General features: G+C 69.1%; 17 protein-coding genes. 4 read left to right on the plus strand and 13 right to left on the minus strand.

Going from position 1 to position 20,881, the window contains the following annotated elements; translation table 11 throughout:
• Together R6V09_RS03950 and R6V09_RS03955 are read right to left on the minus strand one after the other, a co-directional pair.
• On the minus strand, window positions 1-190 hold a 190-nt coding region (locus R6V09_RS03950; RefSeq protein ID WP_442809966.1), incomplete at its 3' end, for a hypothetical protein.
• On the minus strand, window positions 187-999 hold the full coding sequence (locus R6V09_RS03955) for a hypothetical protein (RefSeq protein WP_317879922.1): 813 nt from the start codon (window positions 997-999) through the stop codon (window positions 187-189). The genes R6V09_RS03950 and R6V09_RS03955, both read right to left, overlap by 4 nt.
• 425 nt (window positions 1,000-1,424) lie before the next feature.
• Here R6V09_RS03955 and R6V09_RS03960 point away from each other — a divergent pair, with 425 nt between their 5' ends.
• A complete protein-coding gene (locus R6V09_RS03960) occupies window positions 1,425-2,357 on the plus strand; it encodes a nitroreductase/quinone reductase family protein (RefSeq protein ID WP_317879923.1) in 933 nt (310 codons plus the stop codon).
• A gap of 43 nt (window positions 2,358-2,400) precedes the next feature.
• Here the strand turns inward: R6V09_RS03960 and R6V09_RS03965 are convergent, their stop codons facing one another.
• Window positions 2,401-3,456 (minus strand): tartrate dehydrogenase, encoded by a 1,056-nt coding sequence (locus R6V09_RS03965; protein WP_317879950.1) that lies wholly within the window; start codon window positions 3,454-3,456, stop codon window positions 2,401-2,403.
• 79 nt (window positions 3,457-3,535) lie between these two features.
• A complete protein-coding gene (locus R6V09_RS03970; RefSeq protein WP_317879924.1) occupies window positions 3,536-4,456 on the minus strand; it encodes a LysR family transcriptional regulator in 921 nt (306 codons plus the stop codon).
• A gap of 116 nt (window positions 4,457-4,572) precedes the next feature.
• On the opposite strand from R6V09_RS03970, the gene R6V09_RS03975 reads away from it, so the two are divergent.
• Window positions 4,573-5,475, plus strand: coding sequence for an alpha/beta fold hydrolase (locus R6V09_RS03975; protein ID WP_317879925.1), 903 nt, complete (start codon window positions 4,573-4,575; stop codon window positions 5,473-5,475).
• On the opposite strand, the gene R6V09_RS03980 is transcribed toward R6V09_RS03975, so the two are convergent.
• From R6V09_RS03980 to R6V09_RS04005, 6 genes are read right to left on the minus strand one after another with little or no spacing between them, the layout of a single operon-like run.
• Window positions 5,460-7,313, minus strand: a complete 1,854-nt coding sequence (locus R6V09_RS03980; RefSeq protein ID WP_317879926.1) for a S9 family peptidase — start codon at window positions 7,311-7,313, stop codon at window positions 5,460-5,462. The genes R6V09_RS03975 and R6V09_RS03980 overlap by 16 nt on opposite strands.
• Window positions 7,310-8,323, minus strand: a complete 1,014-nt coding sequence (locus R6V09_RS03985; protein WP_317879927.1) for an ABC transporter ATP-binding protein — start codon at window positions 8,321-8,323, stop codon at window positions 7,310-7,312. Before R6V09_RS03985 ends, R6V09_RS03980 begins: the two co-directional genes overlap by 4 nt.
• On the minus strand, window positions 8,320-9,330 hold the full coding sequence (locus R6V09_RS03990; RefSeq protein ID WP_317879928.1) for an ABC transporter ATP-binding protein: 1,011 nt from the start codon (window positions 9,328-9,330) through the stop codon (window positions 8,320-8,322). The genes R6V09_RS03985 and R6V09_RS03990 overlap by 4 nt, the downstream gene beginning before the upstream one ends.
• Window positions 9,330-10,226, minus strand: a complete 897-nt coding sequence (locus tag R6V09_RS03995) for an ABC transporter permease (RefSeq protein WP_317879929.1) — start codon at window positions 10,224-10,226, stop codon at window positions 9,330-9,332. Before R6V09_RS03995 ends, R6V09_RS03990 begins: the two co-directional genes overlap by 1 nt.
• Window positions 10,223-11,191: an ABC transporter permease gene (locus R6V09_RS04000; protein WP_317879930.1), complete on the minus strand. Its 969-nt coding sequence runs from the start codon at window positions 11,189-11,191 to the stop codon at window positions 10,223-10,225. The genes R6V09_RS03995 and R6V09_RS04000 overlap by 4 nt, the downstream gene beginning before the upstream one ends.
• Window positions 11,192-11,222: 31 nt before the next feature.
• Window positions 11,223-12,935: an ABC transporter substrate-binding protein gene (locus tag R6V09_RS04005; RefSeq protein WP_317879931.1), complete on the minus strand. Its 1,713-nt coding sequence runs from the start codon at window positions 12,933-12,935 to the stop codon at window positions 11,223-11,225.
• A 173-nt stretch (window positions 12,936-13,108) separates the two neighbouring features.
• Between R6V09_RS04005 and R6V09_RS04010 the strand changes: the two genes are divergently transcribed.
• Window positions 13,109-13,840, plus strand: coding sequence for a TetR/AcrR family transcriptional regulator (locus R6V09_RS04010; protein WP_317879932.1), 732 nt, complete (start codon window positions 13,109-13,111; stop codon window positions 13,838-13,840).
• A 345-nt stretch (window positions 13,841-14,185) separates the two neighbouring features.
• On the opposite strand, the gene R6V09_RS04015 is transcribed toward R6V09_RS04010, so the two are convergent.
• The 3 genes from R6V09_RS04015 to R6V09_RS04025 all read right to left on the minus strand — a co-directional run bounded on the left by R6V09_RS04015 (window position 14,186) and on the right by R6V09_RS04025 (window position 19,370).
• Window positions 14,186-15,319 carry a M20/M25/M40 family metallo-hydrolase gene (locus R6V09_RS04015; RefSeq protein ID WP_317879933.1) on the minus strand — a complete coding sequence of 378 codons (1,134 nt, stop codon included), beginning with the start codon at window positions 15,317-15,319 and terminating at the stop codon, window positions 14,186-14,188.
• Between the two features lie 225 nt (window positions 15,320-15,544).
• A complete protein-coding gene (locus R6V09_RS04020) occupies window positions 15,545-15,787 on the minus strand; it encodes a hypothetical protein (RefSeq protein WP_317879934.1) in 243 nt (80 codons plus the stop codon).
• Between the two features lie 331 nt (window positions 15,788-16,118).
• Complete coding sequence (locus R6V09_RS04025; protein ID WP_317879935.1) at window positions 16,119-19,370, minus strand: non-ribosomal peptide synthetase; 3,252 nt, start codon at window positions 19,368-19,370, stop codon at window positions 16,119-16,121.
• Window positions 19,371-19,904: 534 nt separating this feature from the next.
• Between R6V09_RS04025 and R6V09_RS04030 the strand changes: the two genes are divergently transcribed.
• Window positions 19,905-20,849 carry an isopenicillin N synthase family dioxygenase gene (locus tag R6V09_RS04030; protein ID WP_317879936.1) on the plus strand — a complete coding sequence of 315 codons (945 nt, stop codon included), beginning with the start codon at window positions 19,905-19,907 and terminating at the stop codon, window positions 20,847-20,849.
• Window positions 20,850-20,881 lie beyond the last annotated feature (32 nt).

Below are 20,881 nucleotides of genomic sequence, written 5' to 3' on the forward strand. Positions count from 1 at the left end.
CCTCACGGCGGAACCGGGCGCGGAATTCCGGCTCGTCCGCGTACTCGGCCTGGATCACCTTGACCGCGGCCAGCGTTCCGGCCTCCGTACGGCCGAGGTAGACCACACCCATGCCGCCCGCGCCGAGCCGGGCCAGCAGCCGGTGTCCGCCGATCGAGGCGGGGTCGGTGGGGAGCAGCGGCCCGCTCATTGAGTGGTCTCCAGTTCGCTCTCGGCGCGACTGATCATGGCGCCCGCGCCTTGCACAAGAGCGGCGCTGACCTCGGCCGCGGACCGGCCCTTGGAACCCTTGCCGACGGCGGCGACGGTGACCTGGCCCAGTCGGCTCTGCATCCAGGAGTAGAAGTAGGGGCCGCCGAGTTCGTCGCTGTAGTAGTTGCCGCTCTCGGTCAGCATGTCCTCGGCGATCAGGTTGCCCAGGATGCCGAAGTCCGAGCCCTGGGAGGCCAGTCCGGTGATCCGCTCACCCTCGCGGAGCTGCTGGTCGGGGCAGCGCAGGGCTTCTTCGAGGGTCTCGGACATCTCCCAGTCGGCCTCGTTCACGGTGCGGTGCACGGTGACGACGGCGGCGACACGGATCGGGCCCTTGCCGCCCTCGGCGGGCAGTTCGCTGTAGCGGGTGAGGGTGGCGAGCACCGTCGAGGGCAGCGACCGGCGCTCCCATACGCAGTTCGCGTCGAGCTCGGGCCAGGAGCCGGGGGCGGTCTCGTACGGGGTGCGCCTCACGAAGCCGGGACCCCAGTTGACGGGTGCCGCCGCGACGGCGCGGGCGAGGCGTTCGCCCTCCGTGGAGGTCTTCGGCGCGCGCGCGGGATCGGCGGTGAAATCCAGGCCCGTGGCGCTGGGGGTCGGGCTGGAGGACGTGCCACTTCCGGTGCTCGCGCGCTCGGAACCGGCCGCCTCGGGGCTCCCGCCTCCCGCGGCCCCCGAACAGCCGGCCAGTAACAGCCCGGTGGCCAGGGCACCGCAACATAACCGCACCGGTCTCCGGTACACCATCAACTTCCCCCATCCGTACGCCAGTTGCCCCCGCAGTGAGCGTAGCGACTATGCCACCGGCGCACTACGAACGCGCTGGAGTCCGTCACCCCTGAGCCCACTTCGGCATGCCGAAGGGAAGCCGAGCGCCGGCCCAACTCCGCTCCACCGGCTGCCCGTTGCGTCCGGCCGCGTTCGGAAAAGAGGCGTTGCCCGGACCGCGGCGACGGTGTTACGGTTTTTCGGAGCCCCGTATGGGCCTACGCATGGAGGTAGCGGCTACTCAGCCATTACAGAGATCGGCATGTTCCGTCTCTCGCAGCTTGTCAATCCCATTCCTGGGATTACTGCGCCCATCTTCACTGCGTAGGTATGCGGGGCATTTCTGTGTCGATTTCCGGTGGCGTGGCCCTCCTTCGCGGACAACCGACTCGGAAAGGCAGTGCATGAGCGAGGAACAGGCCGAGACCTGGGCGGGATGTGACGTCAATGATTTCCAGCGTCAGGTCATCGCCGAGTTTCGGGCGAACAACGGAAAGATGAGCGGCATGTTCGAGGGCTGGACATTGACCGTGCTGACCACCGTCGGAGCCAGGAGCGGCCTGCGCCGGGAGAGCATCCTGGGGTATCTGGAGTTCGACGGGAAAGGCATCGTCGTCGCCTCCTCGAACGGCGCCGACAAACACCCGGACTGGTACCACAACATCCGCCAGAACCCGATCGTGACGGTCGAGACGGGAACCGACACCTACCGGGCGATCGCCGCCATCCCGCCGGGCCAGGAGCGTGACAAGCTCTTCGACCGCGTGATCGCCGAGGCGCCCGGGTACGCCGACCACCAGGCCAGGACGACCCGGGAGATCCCGGTCGTCGTACTGAACCGGATCGGTCCCGAGCCCGGCGAGGGGCGGGTCAAGGGCATGGGCGACTGGATCGTCGAGGTGCACGACTGGCTGCGCGGAGAGCTCGAAACGCTCCGTGCCCAGGCGGACCGGGTGATCGAGGGCGGTGCCGACTCGATCGAGCGGACACCGCCGGACCTCGCCCAGCAGCTGCGCACCCACTGCCTCAGCTTCTGCGGGGCACTGAGCAGGCATCACGGCGGCGAGGACACGGCCACGTTCCCGATGCTGGCCGGCCGGTTCCCCGCGCTCGCTCCGGCGCTGGCACAGCTCGCCGAGGAACACAAGGTGGTGGCGCGACTGCAGGAGGACATCCAGCGGCTCATCGACGGCTTCGTGCCCGGTGAGAGCGACCCCGTGCGGTTGCGCGCCGACCTGGAACTGCTGGCGAATCAGCTGGAATCCCATTTCAGGTACGAGGAGGAGACGATAGTGACGGCACTCAACGCCACGGCCCCGGCTCCCGACTTCGGCTGACCACCGGGAGTCGCCGGAGTCGCCGACGTGAGGGCCGGCCCGGTCACAGCAGGTCGATGAGCCCCGCCGTGAACTCGGCCGTCGTCGCCGTGCCGCCGAGGTCCGGGGTGCGCAGCCGGGTCGTGGACAGAAGGGTGGCGATCGCGTCGGTGACGGCGCCGGCCGCCTCGGGGTGACCGAGGTGGTCCAGCATCATCGCGGCGGACCAGATCGCACCGAGCGGGTTGGCCGTGCCGCGCCCGGCGATGTCGGGGGCCGAGCCGTGCACCGGCTCGAACATCGACGGGAAGTCCCGCTCGGGATTGAGGTTGGCCGCGGGCGCGATGCCGATGCTGCCGGCGATCGCCGCCGCCAGGTCGCTGAGGATGTCACCGAACAGGTTGGAGGCGACGACGACATCGAAGCGGCCGGGGTCCAGCACGAACTTCGCGGCCAGCGCGTCGATGTGCTCCTGGTCCCACGTCACCCCCGGGTGCAGGGCGGCGCGTTCGGCGACGAGTTCGTCCCAGAAGGGCATCGTGTGCACGATCCCGTTGGACTTCGTCGCCGAGGTCAGCCGCCCGGACCGGCCCGCGGCCAGCTCGAAGGCGTGGTCCACGATCCGGGTCACGCCCTTGCGCGTGAACACCGCCTCCTGCACGGCCGTCTCCTCCGGCAGACCCCGGTACAGCCGCCCGCCGATCTCGCCGTACTCGCCCTCGACGTTCTCCCGTACGACGACGAAGTCCACCTCGCCGGGCCGGGCCTCGCGCAGCGGGCTGGGCACGCCGTCGAAGACGCGGATCGGGCGCAGGTTCACATACTGCTGGAAGCCGCGCCTGATGGGGATCAGCAGGCCCCACAGCGAGACATGGTCCGGGACCCCGGGGTAACCGACCGCGCCGAGCAGAATCGCGTCGTGCCCGCGGATCAGGTCCAGGCCGTCGGACGGCATCATCGAGCCCTCCGCGAGGAAACGCTCGCAGGACCAGTCGAAGGTGTCGTAGGAGAGAGCGATGCCGTGGCGGGCGCTGACGGCATCCAGCACCCGGCGGGCCGCGGGGACGACCTCGGTGCCGATGCCGTCGCCGGGGATCAGGGCGATGCGGTGCTTCTTCAGGGGAGGCATGGGAGCGATTGCAGCAACGGTTCGTCCGGCGCGTCCAAGACCGGCTGCCCATGTGCCTTATAGGCAGCGCTTATGAAGGCACTGACGAAGGCGGTTCTACGGCGGTGCCGGCGTCCTCCGTCAGTGCCGTGCGCAGGAACGCCTCCGCCGCCGGGGTCGTCGCTCCGTGCCGGCCGACCAGCGTCACCCGCAGGCTCGTGCGCGGCTCCAGGTCCAGCACCCGGACGCCCGCCTGCCGGGCCAGGTCCCGCCAGGCGTCGGTGACGACCGCGAGGCCCGCGCCCGCCAGGACCAGCGGCAGGATCGCCACTCGGTGCTCGGTCTCGACCGCGAGGGTCACCCTCACCCCCTCGGCGATCAGGTCGTCGATGTACCGGCGCATCCCGGTGCCCTGCTGCCCGACGATCAGCCGGTGCCCGGTGAGGTCCTTCCGGTCCACCACGGTCGTGTCCGGGGCGAAGGGGCCGTCCGGGGGCGCCAGCAGCACGAACCGCTGCTCCGGGAGCGGGTGGGTGCGGACCTCCGTGTCCGGGGGCGCGTCGGGGGAGGCCAGCAGTCCCAGCTCGGTCCCGCCCGTGCGCACCATCTCGGTCACGTCCCTGGGGGTGAACGCGGCCCGTACGGTCACCGACACATCCGGATGGGCCCGGTGGAAGCGGCTGATCATCCCGGTGAGCGGGGCGACGGCCTGGGACGGCATGGCCGCGATCTCCACCCGGCCGGTGCGCAGCCCGTGCACCGACTCCACGCCGGCCCGCGCCAGTTCGAGGGCGCGGACCGCGGTCCGGGCCGGCTCGATGAGCGCCGTACCGGCCTCGGTGAGGACGACCCGGCGGCCGATCCGGTGGAACAGGTCGCTGCCCAGGTCCCGCTCCAGGGTCCGGATCGCCTGGGAGAGCGAGGGCTGGGAGAGATAGAGCGCGGTCGCCGCCCGGTTGAAGCCGCCGTGGTCGACCACCGCGAGGAAGTACTCCAGCTGCCGGACGTCCATGGTGCAGTGCCGCCTTCCCTCGCAGGCACGTGGAGACACCGTCGATAGGACGCGCCTATATGCATTGTCGGCCACGTGTCTTGGACGGGCCGCCCGGGCCCTGCTGGGATCGGACCATGAAGAGTCCGCTGCCCGCCTCGTTCGCCCGGCACACCGTCGACGCTGACGGCGTCCGTATCAACGTGCGTACGGCAGGGCAGGGGCCGCCGGTCCTGCTGCTGCACGGTTACCCCCAGACCCACGCCATCTGGCACCACATCGCCCCGCGCCTGGCCGAGACCCACACCGTGGTCCTCACCGACCTGCGCGGCTACGGCGACAGCGACAAGCCGCCGTCTGACGCCGGGCACACCCCGTACGCCAAGCGGGCCATGGCGCGCGACCAGCTGCTCGTCATGCGGGAGCTGGGATTCGAGCGGTTCGCGGTGGTCGGGCACGACCGGGGCGGCCGGGTCGCGCACCGCCTGGCGCTCGACCATCCGCGGGCGGTCTCCGCCCTTGCGGTCCTGGACATCGTGCCGACCCGGCACGCCTACCTGCACGCCGACGCCGACTTCGGGCGCGGCTACTACCACTGGTTCTTCCTGACCGCGGGCAACGGCATCCCCGAGCACCTGATCGGCGGCGACCCGGAGTTCTGGATCCGGGCCCGGATGGGCGCCCGGCACCACGGCGGCACCCCCTTCGACCCGGCCGCCCAGGCCGAGTACGTGCGCTGCTTCTCCGACCCGGCGGCGATCCACGCCTCCTGCGAGGACTACCGCGCGGCCGGCTCGATCGACCTCGTCCACGACGAGGAGGACGCGGCGGCCGGACGCCGGCTCACCCAGCCGCTGCTGGCGCTCTGGGGCGAGCACAGCTTCGTCGGCCGCCACTACGACGTACCGGCCGTCTGGTCCCAGTACGCCGACGACGTCACGGGCGCCGCACTGCCCTGCGACCACTACGTCCCCGAGGAGGCCCCGGAGGAGACCCTCGGCCACCTCCGGTCCTTCCTCACGGCTCACAACACGCCCTGACTCCAAGGCTGTTGGCGCAGGGCGGCCCGGACGAGGCCGAGCATCCTGGACTGCTCGGCCAGTGCCTTGACCCGCCCGGTCGTCTCATGACCGCCGCTGTACCAGTCGACGACGATGTCTCCGCCGGCCGCGCGCAGCGCCTCCTCGTAGCGGCGCACCTGCTTGGGCGGGGTACGAGTGTCGTGCGTGGCCTGGTTGATCCAGACCGGCGCGACGACCTCGGACACATACGTGATGGGTGACGCCCGCACGAAGCGGTCCAGGCCGTCCTCCGGCTTCGCGCCGAAGAACGACGACCAGGCCACGCGCAGTGCCGGGTTCATGTCCTCGTACGCCGTCAGCCAGTCCGCCAGCGGTACGTGCGCCAGCCCGCCGGCGAACAGTCCGGGCAGCCGTCCCATGGACAGCAGCGTCAGGAAGCCGCCGTACGAGGCGCCCGTGACGAAGACCTTGTCGGGGTCGGCGACGCCCTCGGCGACCAGCCAGCGGACCGCCGCCTCGATGTCCTCCAGCTCCCGGTCGCCGATCGCCGGCATGAACCCCTCGCGGAAGCGCCGCCCGAAGGTGACCGAACCCCGGTAGTTCAGCGAGGCGTAGGCCACGCCGTTGTCCAGCCAGGCCTGGGCGGTGGGGTCGTAGCTGTCGACCGACACCATGTTGGGGCCGCCGTGCAGGTTCAGGACCAGCGGGACGGGTCCCTTTGCGTGGTGTGGTCGGGCCCACCACAGCTGGACGTACGTGCCGTCCGTCGAGCGGATCGGGTTCGACGCGCACCGCACGCCGTCCAGGTCGGGCTGCGGGAAGAGCACGGGGACGGGCGCGGAGTCCGGGCCGTTGGCGTGCAGCACGCGCAGGGGGGAGTCGAAGCGCTGGTGCAGGAGGCGGACAGTGCTTCCGGGACCGTAGTGCGAGGCCCACAGGTTGAGGTGCGCGTTCGCCACGTCCGGTTCGAAGTACGCCCCCGGCGGATGGTCGAGCGGCCGGAGCGTGCCCGACTCCAGGTCGGCCTCCATGACCCGGTGGATCCCGGCGTCCACGTGCACGGCCAGGATCCTGGTGGCGTCGTCGGACCAGTCCAGCGGGACCAGGTCGCCCTCCAGGTGCGGGGCGTCGATGTCGACGCGGTTGCCACGCGTGGGATGCCACACGCAGGGACGGGCGAACCCGGTGCGCTCGGTGGCGACCAGGATCCGGTCGTCGCCCGGGACGGGGGAGAACCGCACACCGCGCACGGGTGCCTCGGGACCGTCGGTCAGGCGGTCGAGCACCTCGCCCGTGGCGGTGTCGACGACGGTGACCGCGAATCTGCGGACGCCCGGATTGTGGTCGGTGGTGTCGACGGAGGCGCGGGTGCCGTCGGTCGAGACCAGGCCGTTCCACGCCTCGTGCGGGGACCGGAACAGCAGCTGGGGTTCGGCGGAACCGTCCGTGCTCAGCAGCCACAGGCTGAAGCCGTCCTCCGCCGCGCACGTGATCACGGCCCGGTCCGCCCGCCCCGCCACGTCGATGCCGCGCAGGACGTAGGGCGGCAGGTCCGGGGTGAGATCGCGGCTGTCGTCGGCGTCCAGTCCGGTCGCGTGCACATGGCCGACCTCGGAGCCGTTGTCGTCGTGCAGCGCCAGGATCTGCTCGCCGTCGGAGGCGAGAACGGCCTGTACGAGGTCGCCCGAGGTCACCTCGCTCAGCGGCCGGACCGTGCCGCGCCCGGCTTCCCACAGCGACAGCCGGGGACCGTCCTCGCTCTCCACGACGATCAGGGACCGGTCGCCCGGTCCGCGCCCGCGCCGGACTGCGTGGGGCCGGTCGGCGGTGAAGAACCGCTGCCAGTTGCTGGTCATGATGTGGTGACCTCCTCGGGTCGGTCCGGGGTTGCCGGGGGCGGGTCGTCGGGAAAGTGGCAGGCGGTCAGCAGGCCGTCGCCCTGCTCCACGAGGGCGGGCGTCGCCTCGGCGCACACGTCCTGCGCCTTCCAGCAGCGGGTGCGGAACCGGCAGCCGGACGGCGGGGCCAGCGGGCTGGGCAGATCGCCCTCCAGGACGATCCGCCTCCGCGCCCGCTGGAGGCGCGGATCGGGGATGGGCACGGCGGACAGCAGGGCCTGGGTGTAGGGATGGCGCGGCCGGGTGAACAGCGTGTCCACGGGCCCCTGTTCGACGATCCGGCCGAGGTACATGACCGCGACCTGGTCGCTGATCTGCCGGACCACCGACAGGTCGTGGGCGACGAACAGATAGGTGAGGCCCAGCTCCTGCTGGAGGTCCTCCAGCAGGTTGATCACCCCGGCCTGCACGCTGACGTCCAGCGCGCTGACCGGTTCGTCGAGGACCAGCACCTCCGGTTCGACGGCGAGTGCGCGGGCGATGCCGATCCGCTGCCGCTGGCCGCCGGAGAACTGGTGCGGATGCCGGTGGGCGTGCCCCGGGTCCAGGCCGACCAACTCCAGGAGTTCCCGCACCCGTTCGTTCTCCCGGCCCCGGTGCAGCCCGTGGATCCGCAGCGGCTCGGCGAGCGCCGCGTGCACGGTGAGCTTCGGGTTGAGGGAGGCGTACGGGTCCTGGAACACGAACTGGATCCGACGGCGTACGGCGGCCAGCTCCCGTCGCCCGGCCGCCGTCACGTCCGTGTCGAACAGCATGATCCGCCCGGCGGCCGGGTCGGTCAGCCGGACCAGGCAGCGGCCCAGGGTGCTCTTGCCGCAGCCGGTCTCGCCGACCAGGCCCAGGGTGGTGCCGCCCGGGATGACGAGGTCGACCCCGGAGACGGCCCGGACGGTCCGCGCGTGCCGTCCGCGCCGGCCGGTGGTGTACTCGGCCACCAGCCCCTCGACGGTCAGTGCCGGTGCGGTCATGGCGTCACGCTCGCGATCTCGTGCGCCCGCACGCAGGCGGCCGTGTGGCCCTCGCCGACCGGGACCGGCCGGGGGCTCTCGGCGCACCGTTCGTCGGCGTGCGGGCAGCGGTTCTGGAAGGGACAGCCCGGAGGCCGCTCGTTCGGCGAGGGCAACTGGCCGGCGATCTGGGCCAGTCGCCGGGTGCTGCGGTCGATCCTCGGCAGCGCGGCGAGGAGACCGCGCGTGTAGGGGTGGGCCGGTTCGTAGAAGAGGGGCTCGACCGGGGCCTCCTCCATCTTCCGCCCGCAGTACAGGACCAGGACGCGGTCGGCGAGGCCGGCCACCACGCCCAGGTCGTGGGTGATCAGCAGGATCGCGGACTTCGTACGGTCCTGGACGCGCGCCAGGACGTCGAGGACCTGGGCCTGGACGGTCACGTCGAGGGCGGTGGTCGGCTCGTCGGCGATGAGGACGTCCGGTTCGTTGGCGATGCCGGTGGCGATCATCACGCGCTGGCGCATGCCGCCCGACAGTTCGTGCGGGTACTGGCCGGCCCGGGTCCGGGCATCGGGGATGCCGACCAGGTCGAGCAGTTCGACCGCTCGTTCCCGCAGGGCGGCGCGGGAGACGGACGGGTCGTGCACGCTCACCGCCTCGGCGAGCTGGGCGCCCACCGTCATCATCGGGTTCAGCGCCGCCAGCGCGTCCTGGAAGACCATGGCGATGCGCCGGCCGCGTACGGCACGCAGCTCCCGGTCGGACAGGGTCAGCAGCTCCCGGCCGCGGAACCGTACCGAGCCCGAGGCCGTGGCGTTGCGCGGCAGCAGCCCCATCAACGCCAGGGACGCGGCGCTCTTCCCGGAGCCGGACTCGCCGACGATGGACAGCGTCTCCCCGGCGTGCAGATCGAAGGAGAGCCGGTCGAGGGCGGCCACGGGACCCGCGTCGGTGCGGTAGGTGACGCTCAGGTCGCGGACCGACAGCAGCGGGGCCGCCGCGTCGATCGCTTCGGTGGCGGTCTTCATCACTGCCTGCCTTGGGGGTCGAGCGCGTCGCGCAGCCCGTCGCCGAGGAAGTTCACGGCGAGCACGGTGACGAGGATCGCCAGGCCGGGGACGTACAGGAGATAGGCCTGTGAGGTGCCGATCAGCCCGGTGGCCTGGGTGAGCATGTTGCCCCAGCTCGACTGGGGCGGTTGGACGCCGTAGCCGAGGAAGCTGACGGTGGATTCGAGGATGATCGCCATGGCCACCGACAGGGACACGTTGACCACGATCAGGCCCGTCAGATTGGGCAGCAGGTGCCGTACGACGATCCTGGGGCCGGAGGCGCCGATGACCCGGGCCGCCTCCACGAACTCCTGGTGGCGCAGCTGGATCACCCGGGCCCGGACGACCCGGGCGATCAGGGTCCAGCCCAGGCTGCTCAGCACCACGACGATGGTCAGCGGCGAGGGTCCGAGTCCTTGCAGGGACACCGCCAGGACGGCGACCGGGGGCACGATCAGGAACAGGTCGGCCACCCGCATGATCACCTCGTCGGGCCAGCCGCCGAGATACCCGGCCACCGCGCCGGCCGCCGTCCCCACCAGGGTGGCCAGCAGGGCGACACCCAGGCCGATCGCCAGGGAGAGCTGACCGGCGTAGAGCATCTCGCTGAGGTAGTCGCGGCCGAGGGAGTCGGTGCCCAACCAATGGGCGCCGGACGGTGGTTGGGAGGCCGCCAGGAGGTCCTGCGCGTTGTGCGGGTAGGGCGCGATCCAGGCGGCGCCGAAGCAGCAGACCGCCAGCAGGACGAGCACGACCAGCGAGGCGACCGCGAGGCGGTGGCGCAGGAAGCGGGACAGGACGACGCGGGCGGTGTGCGGGTCGCCGGAGACGACGGGCGGCGGGGGCGCCAGGAGCGTGGTGGGCTGGGTCATCGCAGGGCCACCCGGGGATCGAGGAGGGCGTAGGAGAGGTCGGCCAGCAGGTTGAAGAGGATGACGGCGACCGCGACGACGAGCATCCAGGGCAGCAGGACGAAGACGTCCCCGGTCTCCAGCGAGGCGAGGAACAGCTTGCCCATGCCGGGGATCGAGAAGATCTGCTCGGTCACCACGAGCCCGCCGACCAGGGCGGCGGCGTCCATGGCGACGACGGTGACGAAGGGCGCGAGCGCGTTGCGCAGGGCGTGCCGCAGCAGGATGCGGTGGCGGGGGACGCCCTTGGCGCGGGCCGTGCGGACGTAGTCGCTGGACAGCGCCTCCAGGAGGGTGGCGCGGCCGAACCGGGACCAGGACGCGACGAGTCCGACGGTGAGCGTGATCACGGGCAGCACCAGATGGCGCAGGTAGTCGAGGTCGAGTCCGCTGTGGCCGACGGAGTGCAGTCCCACGAAGTACAGCGGCGGGTCCGGCAGGCCGAACTGCTGCTTGGGCCAGACGGCGAGCACCTGGATGAGGACCAGGCCGAACCAGAACGCCGGCATGGCGACACCGAGGTAGGACAGGCCCGTCAGCACATGGTCGCCCACGGTGTACTGGCGGGCCGCCGAGTACAGGCCGATCGCCAGCGCCAGGACGACGGCGAGGGCGACGCCCCACAGGATCAGCTGGAGCGTGGTGCCGAGGGCGTCGCCGACCATCGGCAGCACGGCCCCGCCGGTGCGGGTGCTGATGCCCCAGTCGCCCTGGAGGAAGCCCTTGACCCACAGCAGGTACTGCTCGGGCAGGCTCCGGTCGAGCCCGAGGCGGACCGTCTCCCGGTGCAGGGCCGTGGGGTCGACCGACTGGCGCAGTTTCGCCAGCGGGTCGAAGGTCGCCCGCACCGCCCAGAACAGGATGAACGAGGCGACGCAGACCACGGGCACCGAGGCCAGCAGGCGGCGCAGGGCGTATCGGGTCATGGCAGGCCCCTGCGGGGCGGGCGGACCGGTGTCATTTCGTCAGGCCCCATTCCGCGAGGTTCCACCAGGGGCCCTCCACCGGGTTGATGGAGAGCGGTCCGCCGACGCGTGCGCCGGTGACCAGGATGTTGGGGACGGCGGCCAGCGGCAGGGAGGGGACGTCGTCGGCGATGAGCTTCTCCGCCTTGCGCGACTCCGCGACCCTGGCGCTCTCGTCCAGTTCGGTGTCCACCCGCTCCAGCACCGGATCCAGGCCCGGGACGCGGATGCGCATGAAGTTGATGCCGGACTGGTCGTTGGCCGCGCTCGGGATGGCCGTGCTGCTGAACGTGGCGGCCAGGGCGGGGTTGGGGAAGGAGTCGGTGAGGTTCCACAGGCCCAGCTGGAAGTCGCCGGCGGGGGCGAGCTTGCCGAAGATGTTCGCGGGTGTGGAGTTCTTGATCGTCACCCGGAACCCGGCCTTGGCGAGCTGGGCCTGGAGGATCTGTTCGGTCAGCTCACGGCTCTGGTTACCGGCGAGGGAGGTGACGGCGAACGCGGCCTCCTTGCCGTTCTTCGCCCAGAACCCGCTGCCGTTCTTCGTCCACCCGTCCGCCTTCATCAGCTGCGCCGCCTTGGCCGCGTCCGGCTGGTAGCCGGAGAAGTCGTCGGCGGCGTAGCGGGAGACCAGCGGCGACAGGAAGCTCTGCGCGGGAGCGGTGACGCCGTACGAGCCGAACAGGCGCTTGACGATGGCCGCGCGGTCGACCGAGTAGGCGAAGGCCTTGCGTACGGCGGCCGAGTCGAAGGGGAACTTCGCGTTGTTGAGCCACAGGGCCTGGAGGTTGCCGGTCTGGGACTGCACCTGCATGTGGGCCGCGCTGCCCAGGGTCTTGATCTGGTCGACCGTGGTGAGCTGCGGGGTGGGGTAGAGGGCGTCGAAGGTCCCGCCGGCGAAGGCCTGGATCGCCGCCGAGGTGTCCGAGGCGAACTGGAAGGTGACCTTGTCCAGGTGTGGTTTGGGGCCCCAGTAGCGGTCGTTGGGGACGAGGGTGACGGAGACGCCCCTCTTCCAGGACGCGATCTTCCAGGGGCCGCCGCTGAAGGTGTAGCCGTCCTTCATGACGGCGTCGCGGTCCTTGCCCGCCAGGAGGTGGGAGGGCAGCACTCCGTAGCCGGCGCCGAAGAGCTGCTTCCAGTTGCCGTACGGGGACTTGAGCGTGACGACGGCGGTGGTCGGGTCGGGGGTGGCGACCGAGGCGATGCGGTCGTAGCCGCTCTTGTCGAAGATCGCCTTGCCGTCGCGGACCTGGAGGGCGGTGTACTTCAGGTCGGCAGAGGTGATCGGCTTTCCGTCGGACCAGACGGCCTTCGGGTTGAGCCGGTAGGTGATCTGCTGCTGGTTCCCGACCAGTTTCGTGGTCGGCTCGGACGCCATCAGGTTCGAGGCGACCGGTGTCCAGTTTCCGCCCTTGAGGCGGATGTCGAAGACCTGCGGGACGGTCTGGGTCTGCATCATGTAGGTGCCCCAGATGGAGGCGCCGCAGGTGCCGATCCAGTCGGCGCAGTCCGGCTCCTGCTCGGCTCCGATGACCAGGCTTCCCCCCTGTCTGACCGGCAGGTTCGTGGCGGTGTCCGCCTGTGGGGAGGGGGCCCCGGAGGTGCATGCGGTGGCGGTCAGTGCCAGTGCGGTGAGGAGTGCGCCGGCCGCCGGGAGTCTGGCCGGGAACCGGCCCTGAACGGTCGCTGTGAGCGGTTGAGGCATGGCTGGAAACCTTCCGTGGCGAAGCCGTGGGCTCATCGTAGGGAGCTGCGCAAGACTTAGCAATGGACATAGGCTAGTCACTATGCGTTCGCATTGCCCAGGCATGTGGATAACGTTTTGGTGCAGGCGATAGGGTCGCGACGGCGGCCCGGAAGCCGAGGGAAGGGACGAGCATGAGTGGTGCGCGCACGGGCGACGGCAAGGACGCCGCGGCGGGCGGGACCGGAGGCCGGCGGCGGCTGGCGCGGGACACGCTCAGCCGGCGGGTGATCCTGGACGCGGCGGAGAAGGTCGCCACCAGGGACGGTCTGGAGGCATTCACCTTCCAGGCCCTCGCCAAGGAGCTGCACGCCCACCCGACCTCGCTCTACCGGCACTTCCGCGACAAGGACGAGCTGATCCTGGAGCTCATCGACGACCTCCGGGCGCGCTCCTACGGCGGACAGCTCAAGGCCACCGACTCCTGGCGCGACGACCTGCGCGCGCAGGCCCGGCACATCCACGAGCACTATCTGCGCTATCCCGTGTTCGCCTGGCAGATGGCGGCCCGTACGACGCGCCGGCCGACCGAGTTCGCCAACGTGGAGTTCGCCCTCGACTGCCTGCGGCGGGCCGGCCTCGACGACGAGGAGGCGGTGATGTTCGTCCGGATCTTCGGGAACGTCATCCGCTCGCTGTCCGCCATGGAGGCCGGGCTCCAGGCCCTCGACGCGGACTCCCGCGACCGGGACACCCTGGCCTGGGAACTGGAGTACCGCCGCCTTCCGGCGGAGACCTACCCGAGGATCGCCGGACTGACGGCCCCACTGGCCGCGATCGGCGACCCCAAGATCTTCGACCACGCGCTCGACATGCTGCTGGACTCGGTGGAGGCGCGGGTACGGGACAGGGCGCCGGGGGTGTGACCGGGGCCCGGGTTCCCGGTTCCGGGTTCCGGGCCCCGAGCCCCGGTTTCCGGTCTGGGTTGCCGGGGCTCGGTCTGAGGCCGTCGGGGGTGTGACCCGCGTTGTTCGGTCTCGGGCCGTCGGGAGCGTGACTGTGGCTCGGTCCCAGGCCGCCGGGGGTGAAGCCGGGGCTCGGTCTCGGGCTGCCGGGGATGTAATCGGTGCTGCTCGGTCTCGGGCTGCCGGGGGGCGTAACCGGTGGTCTGTGCCAGGCCGTCGGGGGTGTGACCGGGTTTGGTTTGAGGCGGTCGGGGGTGTGACCGGGATCGGTCCGAGGCCATCGAGGGTGAAACCGGGGTCCTGGTCTCAGTCGGCCGGATCGGCGCGGAGACCGGTGAGGAGGCCGGCGACGAGGGCGGTGCGGTCCCGGACGGAGTCGAGGTCCACCCACTCGTGGCGGGCGTGTGCGCCACCGCCGTCCGGGCCCAGGCCGTCCAGCGTGGGCACCCCCAGACTCGCGGTGATGTTCCCGTCCGAGCCGCCGCCGACGCTGGTCTCGGTGACCGGGGCGAGCCCCAGCCGTTCGGCGACCGCCTGGGCGGAGCGCAACAGGTCGACCGACATCCCGCGTTCCAGCGGGCCGCGGTTGACACTGCCAAGGAAGGCGAGTTCGGCGCCGGGCTCCCGCGCGCGCAGGGCCCGCAACTCCCGTTCCACCCGGTCCAGTTCCCCACGTTCCCAGGCCCGCACGTCGACCTCCACGAACGCCTGCTCCGGAACGGTGTTGGTGGTGGTGCCGGCGCTGCCCACGGTGGGCGTGACGGTGGTCCCGCGGTCGCGGTCGGCCAGCTCGCTGATCGTCAGCACCTGGTGGGCCAGCTCGATCAGCGCGTTGACACCCTTGTGGGGTTCCAGTCCGGCGTGCGCGGCCCGGCCGCTGACACCCAGGCGGTACTGCGCGACGCCCTTGCGCGCGGTCTTGAGCGCGCCGCCCTCGCTGGGTTCCAGCACCAGGACCGCGCCGCAGGCAGCCGCGGCCTCCTCGACGAGCGCGCGCGAGGTGATCGACCCGCGCTCCTCGTCACCGGACACCACCATGCTGACGTGCGAGACGTCACCGGCCGACGCGAGGGCCTCGAAGGCGAGCACGAGCCCGGCCTTCATGTCGAAGACCCCGGGGCCGGTCGCACGCGCCCCTGACACTTCGAACGGGTTCTCCGCCAGCGTGCCCAGCGGCCACACCGTGTCGGCGTGCCCGAGCAGCAGGACCCGGCGGCTCTTCGGCACGGCGGGGTCCGCGCCGGGCCAGTACAGATGCGGCACCCCGTCGGAGACGATCCGTTCGGGGTGGCCCAGCGCGCCGTCCGCCCAGCTTTCGAGCAGGTCGTAGGCGTCGTTCAGCCCTCGCTCCCAACCCGACGGCGTCTCGATGCCCACCAGTTGCCCGAGGCGCCGGGTGAAGCGCTCGGGGGGAGTGGAGCCGGAAGAGCTGAAGGACAAGGCTGCCTCCTTCCGATCGGTGAAGCCCGGGATCCGGGGAGCCCGGGATCGGAGCATCACCATGCTTCTAGTCTAGGAGATAGTCAACATGTATTGCTAGTGCCCGGAAGGCACGCCAGGGGGCTCCGCGACTTTCCCGGTCGGCCGGTGGCCGGTATTTAGTCCAAACAGGGGCCTGAATGGATACCTGAATCCGGACCGTTTCCTGGACCGGTGGGAAGGCGACTACACCCTGCACAGCCGGGCCGGGCTGGTGAACATGGTCTCGCCCGCGGCCGGAACGCTGCGCGACCATCCGAAGATGGCGGAGTTGCGCGCACTCGACAGCTTCCACGACCTCGCTCTGAGCGTCCGGCCCGGTGAGCGGATCCTGCGCACGGTGGGGATCCGTACGGCCGATTCGGTGTCCAGGACCACGAGGATCATCCAGGTCGATTGCTCGCAGTGGTGGTCGCCGACCACCGCCACGGCTGCCCGTACGCCCGCCCACTCCGGTGAGCCCCTCGCACGGTGCTACCGCTTGTTCCGCGCTCGCCCCAGGGCCGACCGAAGGTCACGGCCCGTGGCGCCGCGGGCAGGGTGAAGGTCGTTGAGCGACGGTGGAGTCACGCGTGGGACTGGCCGGCAGGTGAGCATCGGCTCAACGGCAGGGCGGACGACGGAGAGAGCGACCAACTCGCGTGCGTTGTCCTGGAGGGGGTGTCGAATCTGTCGGACGCTCAAACGTTACCGCTCTGCAGCGGAGCGGCGGAGCGAGGCGCCGTGTTCTGCCGAGTGCTCGGCTCTGCGGAGGAGCGCGTCACGAGTTTCCCCTCCTGCCCAGTGCGGGCCGAGGCCTACCGACGTCGGAACTGAGCTGGGCGGCCATGTCTCCGATCGACTGCGCTTCAAAGATTGCCCGGAGTGCCAGCTCGCAACCCAGGACGGTGCGTACGCGACCGATGACGATCATGGCCAGCAGCGAATCTCCACCGAGGTCGAAGAAGTTGTCCTTGAGGCCCGCCCGCGGAACGCCGACTACCTCGGCCACGATCTCGCACAGTTGCCGTTCACGAGAGTCAGCGGACATCGAGGCACTTCGGTCTGCGTCCGGCACGGTGTCCGACGACTTGATGCCCAGCAGCGCCTTGCGGTCCAGCAAGCCGATGGGCGCGCTCGGAAACGCATCGAGAACTATCACCTGGTCGGGCAACAACGTGGACGGGAGTCTGCCGCGCAGGAATTCCTGAACAGCGGCGGGCGTCAGCCCCTCACGGCGGTCGTCGCCGGGCTCGACGTATGCCACCAGTTGAGCCAGGCGCGTGCCCGCGTCGGTCGCGACGACAGTGGCGCTGGCGATGGCGGGGTGCCCCAGCAGCGCGGCCTCCACCTCGCCCGGCTCCACGCGCACGCCGCGGATCTTGACCTGGTCGTCGATGCGGCCCCAGAACTCCAACTGCCCGTCAGGACGAAGCCGGCCCTTGTCGCCTGTGCGGTACATGCGCTGTCCCGGGACACGGCTGAAGGGGTCGGCAACGAATCTCTCGCTGGTGTGTGCGGGCTGCCCCGCGTATCCCTGGGCCACGCCGAGCCCACCGATGTAGATCTCACCGACGAACATGGGCGGCAGCAACTGGAACTGACCGTCGACGACATAGATCTGGGACGTACCTGCCGCGCGCCCGGCCACCGGTTGTGGATGTTCGCGAATCTCCACCTTGGTCGACTCGACTGTGCCCTCAGTGAGACCGTACGTGTTGAACGCGAGCAACTCGGGCTGGTCGTGGAGGATGTGCCACAGCCGATCAGACGTGGTCTCCCCACCGATCACCAGGAGCTTCGGCGGGTACGGGACTGCCAGCAGCCCGTCGTCGACCAGGATCTCCAGCTGGCTGCTGCTGCACTCGAGTACCTCGATCGCTGTATCGGGATCCGATCCGCGGGCAAGGAGCTGTGCCGGATCCATTCGATCTTCTTCGTCGAGCAACAGCAGTCGGTGCCCGAAGGCGATCATGCCCAGACACTGGTTGATGAACGTGTCGGCGGTCAGGGCGCCAAGCCCACCGATATTCACCTGACGGCCTTCCGGCAGGCGTGCGTACATCGGCGCCAGCTGAGTGCCGGCGAGCGCAACAAGGCCCGCCTGATCGACGACCACGCCCTTCGGCTTTCCGGTGGACCCCGAGGTGAAGACCATGTAGGCCGGAGCAGCGGGCGGGCGACGGGCGCATGCGTCACTACCGGCAGGATCACTCTCCGCGACCTTCGACGCGTCCGCCAGGAGCACGGCCGTCGAGACGGTTACCACCTCGGCGAATGCATCGTCCGCGATGACCAGATCGATGCCCGCCTCCTCGACGAGCAGGCGACGGCGGAACTCGGGCTGCTGTGGATCCAGCAGCAGGAAAGCGCCACCCGCGCACCAGGTGGCAAGCATCGCGACGATCAGATCGCAGCGCCTGTCCAGGCAGATCCCTGCGACGCTGCCGGTCCGCACTCCACGCGCCTGCAGGCCCACGGCCATCGTCCGTGCCCGGTCGGCCAGTTCGGCGAACGTGAGCCGGTCCCCGTCCGCGACGACTGCCTCCCGCTCGGGTGTGATCGAGGCCGTCCGTTCGAAGAGGTCCCAGGCAGACGTGGAGTCTACGAGGGCACGGCCGTCCTGTGGATCGTCGCTCGCGCCAAGCATCAGCGTTTCCACCAGTGCGTTTTGGCCGAGCACGGGAATGCTCCCGATCGCGACATCCGGAGCCCGAGTGAGTGAGTTCAGCAGGCTTCCGTAGGCTTCAGCAAACCGTTGCATGGCCGCATCGGAGAACCGCCGGCGGTTGTACTCGACGGTGAGTGCCACCTCACCTGCCTGCGGCTGAATGTCCAGGGCCAGGTCAAACTGGAGCCCTGACAACTCTGATGGTTCTGGCATGGGAGTCACCTGGAGACCCTCAAGCGCCCATACCTCGCTCGGGTCGAGCGTGCTGTAGCTGATGGCAGCCTGAAACAGGGGGTTGCGGTCGACTTCCCGCTGCGGCGCCAGGTCAGCGACCACGGCCTCGAACGGCACGTTCTGGTGGTCAAGTGCGTCGTGAACTGTTTCGCTCACGAGATCGAGGAACTGATCAAAGGTCATTGTGGACATCGCCTGGCAACGCAGCGCCACCGTGTTGGCGAAGAATCCGATCGTTCCAAAAAGGGCCGGGTGGGGTCGGTTGAGCATCTGTGTACCGACCGTGATGTCGCTCGCTCCGGCCCAACGCTGCAACAGGATAAAATACACTGCGAGCATACCTGTGAACGGAGTCACGGAGCGATCCCTGCAGAATTCTTCGAACTCCGCAGCCCAGCTTGCCGGAAGAGATACTGGGAGACGGGATCCGAGCATCCCGTCCGAGTTTTTCACTCCGTCCTCGGGCATCCTTATCGGCTGAATACCCGCCAACTGTCCGCGCCAGTAGTCCAGGCCGTCACTATCTGCCTCGGAGCCGTTCACCACCTGACAGAAATCAGAGTACTGCGCGGCCGGCGTCGCGAAGACAGGCGCGTTCGGATCGTCATATGCGAGACGAAGCTCTTCGGCGAACACCTGCGCAGAAATGTCGTCCCAGACGAGGTGATGAAACACAAAGGTCACCAAGTGAAGCGTGGACGAAATCCGTATCACGCTCGTTCGCCAGAGCGGTCCCGACGTAATATCAAACGGAACATCGAATAGCTTTCGGGCCTCGATCTCCGCCCATGCCTGGCGGTCGTCCAGTGAATCCCCCGCCGCTTCGAGGACATCGATCCAGGGCTGTGCGATAGCTTCGTCCACGCCATGCACCACCTGGAGAACTTCGCCGCCGCGCTCCAGGAACGCACTACGCAGCGCGTCATGCCTGCTGCTCAGCCGCCCGAGTGCGCGCTCAAATTTATCTATCGCAATCTCTCCGGCGACAGCCAGGACAGTTCCCCAGACCTCAGCCGAATCGTCCGGTCGCAATTTCGAAGCAAAGTACATCCTCCGCTGCGCGGGTGAGGCGGGAACTGCACTTGAATGACGCTTGCCTGCTAGATCGGCATTATCCAGATCCGGCATATCCCGCCCCTTCGCGTGACGTATTCGGGGCATCAAAGCCCTCACCGACCGATCAGCCATTCCTGAAGAACAGCCTACGTTCAGGCCCGACCCACGCAATGCCTCGAAGCGCATGCGCGGTGATTCCGCTCACTGCTCCGTGGCCGTCGATTGTGTCGAAGGAACGCGAACTTACGACAGCCCAGGATCGGCGGATGTCTCTTTGGCCCGGGTGGCGAGGTCGAACGTGTCCGACACGCTATAAGCCGCCGGCCGGGTCGCGAACCTGTCTCGCCGGCGAGACAGTTCGGCAAGCGTCGGCGCGTTCATTTTGGTAAGCGCCACTATTCGGAACACCTACGTGGCGCCCCGTACGTTCTCTCGCACTCGGTGCCGATCCCGACCTGTGGAAGGCAGGCAGATGCCGTTGTCTGCATGCTCATACCTTTGTTCCGTCTCCAGGCCCAGGATATCCTGGCAGTCATAGATGCACGCAGAGTCCGGCGACTTTGTGACCGCACCGAACCGCAGTCGAACCATCGATTGGATTCGTACATGACCTCCGATTACGTTCCCGTCATTGATCTAGGTGCTGGAACTGAAGGAAAGTATGACCCTCAAAGTGCCGTGAGTGCAGCAGTCGCCGAGGCCTGTAGGACCAGTGGATTTTTTGTAATCGTTGGCCACGGTGTTCCGGGCGCTACCGTGACTCAGGCCTACGGTGCATTTCAAGAATTCTTCCGAAGCGACCATGAATTCAAAGCTGCCGTGTCCGCCGATTCGATGGATCCTTTGTTTCGGGGTTACATACCAGGAGAGCGGCACGAGCAGTTCTACGCCAACCGTCTCGGTGAGCTGACGGATGTCGAGGAAGCGCGCACGCTCAATAACCGTCTGTGCGGGACGAATCGTTGGCCGACCGTGCCCGGTCTTCGACAGTCAGCCCTGGCGTACTACGAAGCGATGGAGCAGCTTGCCGGTCGGCTGATCGAAATATTTGCCCGGATACTGGATGTGGCCCCAGAAGTCCTTCACGGTTTCTTTGACCAGCATATGAGTCCGCTCGTGTGCAACTATTACTCGCCCCAGCCGGTACCGCCTCCGCGGGGGTCGCTGCGAAATGAAAAACACCGCGACTGGTGCGCCTTCACGATTCTCTTCCAGGACAATTCCCCCGGCGGGCTGCAGGTACAGTATGAGAAGGACGTGTGGATCGATGTGCCGCATGTGCCAGACTCATTCGTGGTCAACCTGGGCCAAATCATGACTTTGTGGAGCGGCGGCCGGTTGGCCAGCACCGTACATCGCGTCGTGAACCCCAGCCGTATGGATGCGCACTCCGATCGCATCTCCATCCCTTTCTTTGCTCACCCGAACCCGAACCTGCCGCTGCGGCCGCTGGAGGCCGACGTGAGTTTGGCCCATGAGACTGCTGGTGAGTTTCACATTCGGATGGCCGATTTGGCCCAGCAGTGGCACGCCGTCAACGGGTACTACTGATCTTGCAGACGGGGTGCGGGGCAAACGGGAGC

Origin of the sequence: Streptomyces sp. W16 (assembly GCF_033194735.1) — a bacterium.
GTDB lineage: Bacteria > Actinomycetota > Actinomycetes > Streptomycetales > Streptomycetaceae > Streptomyces.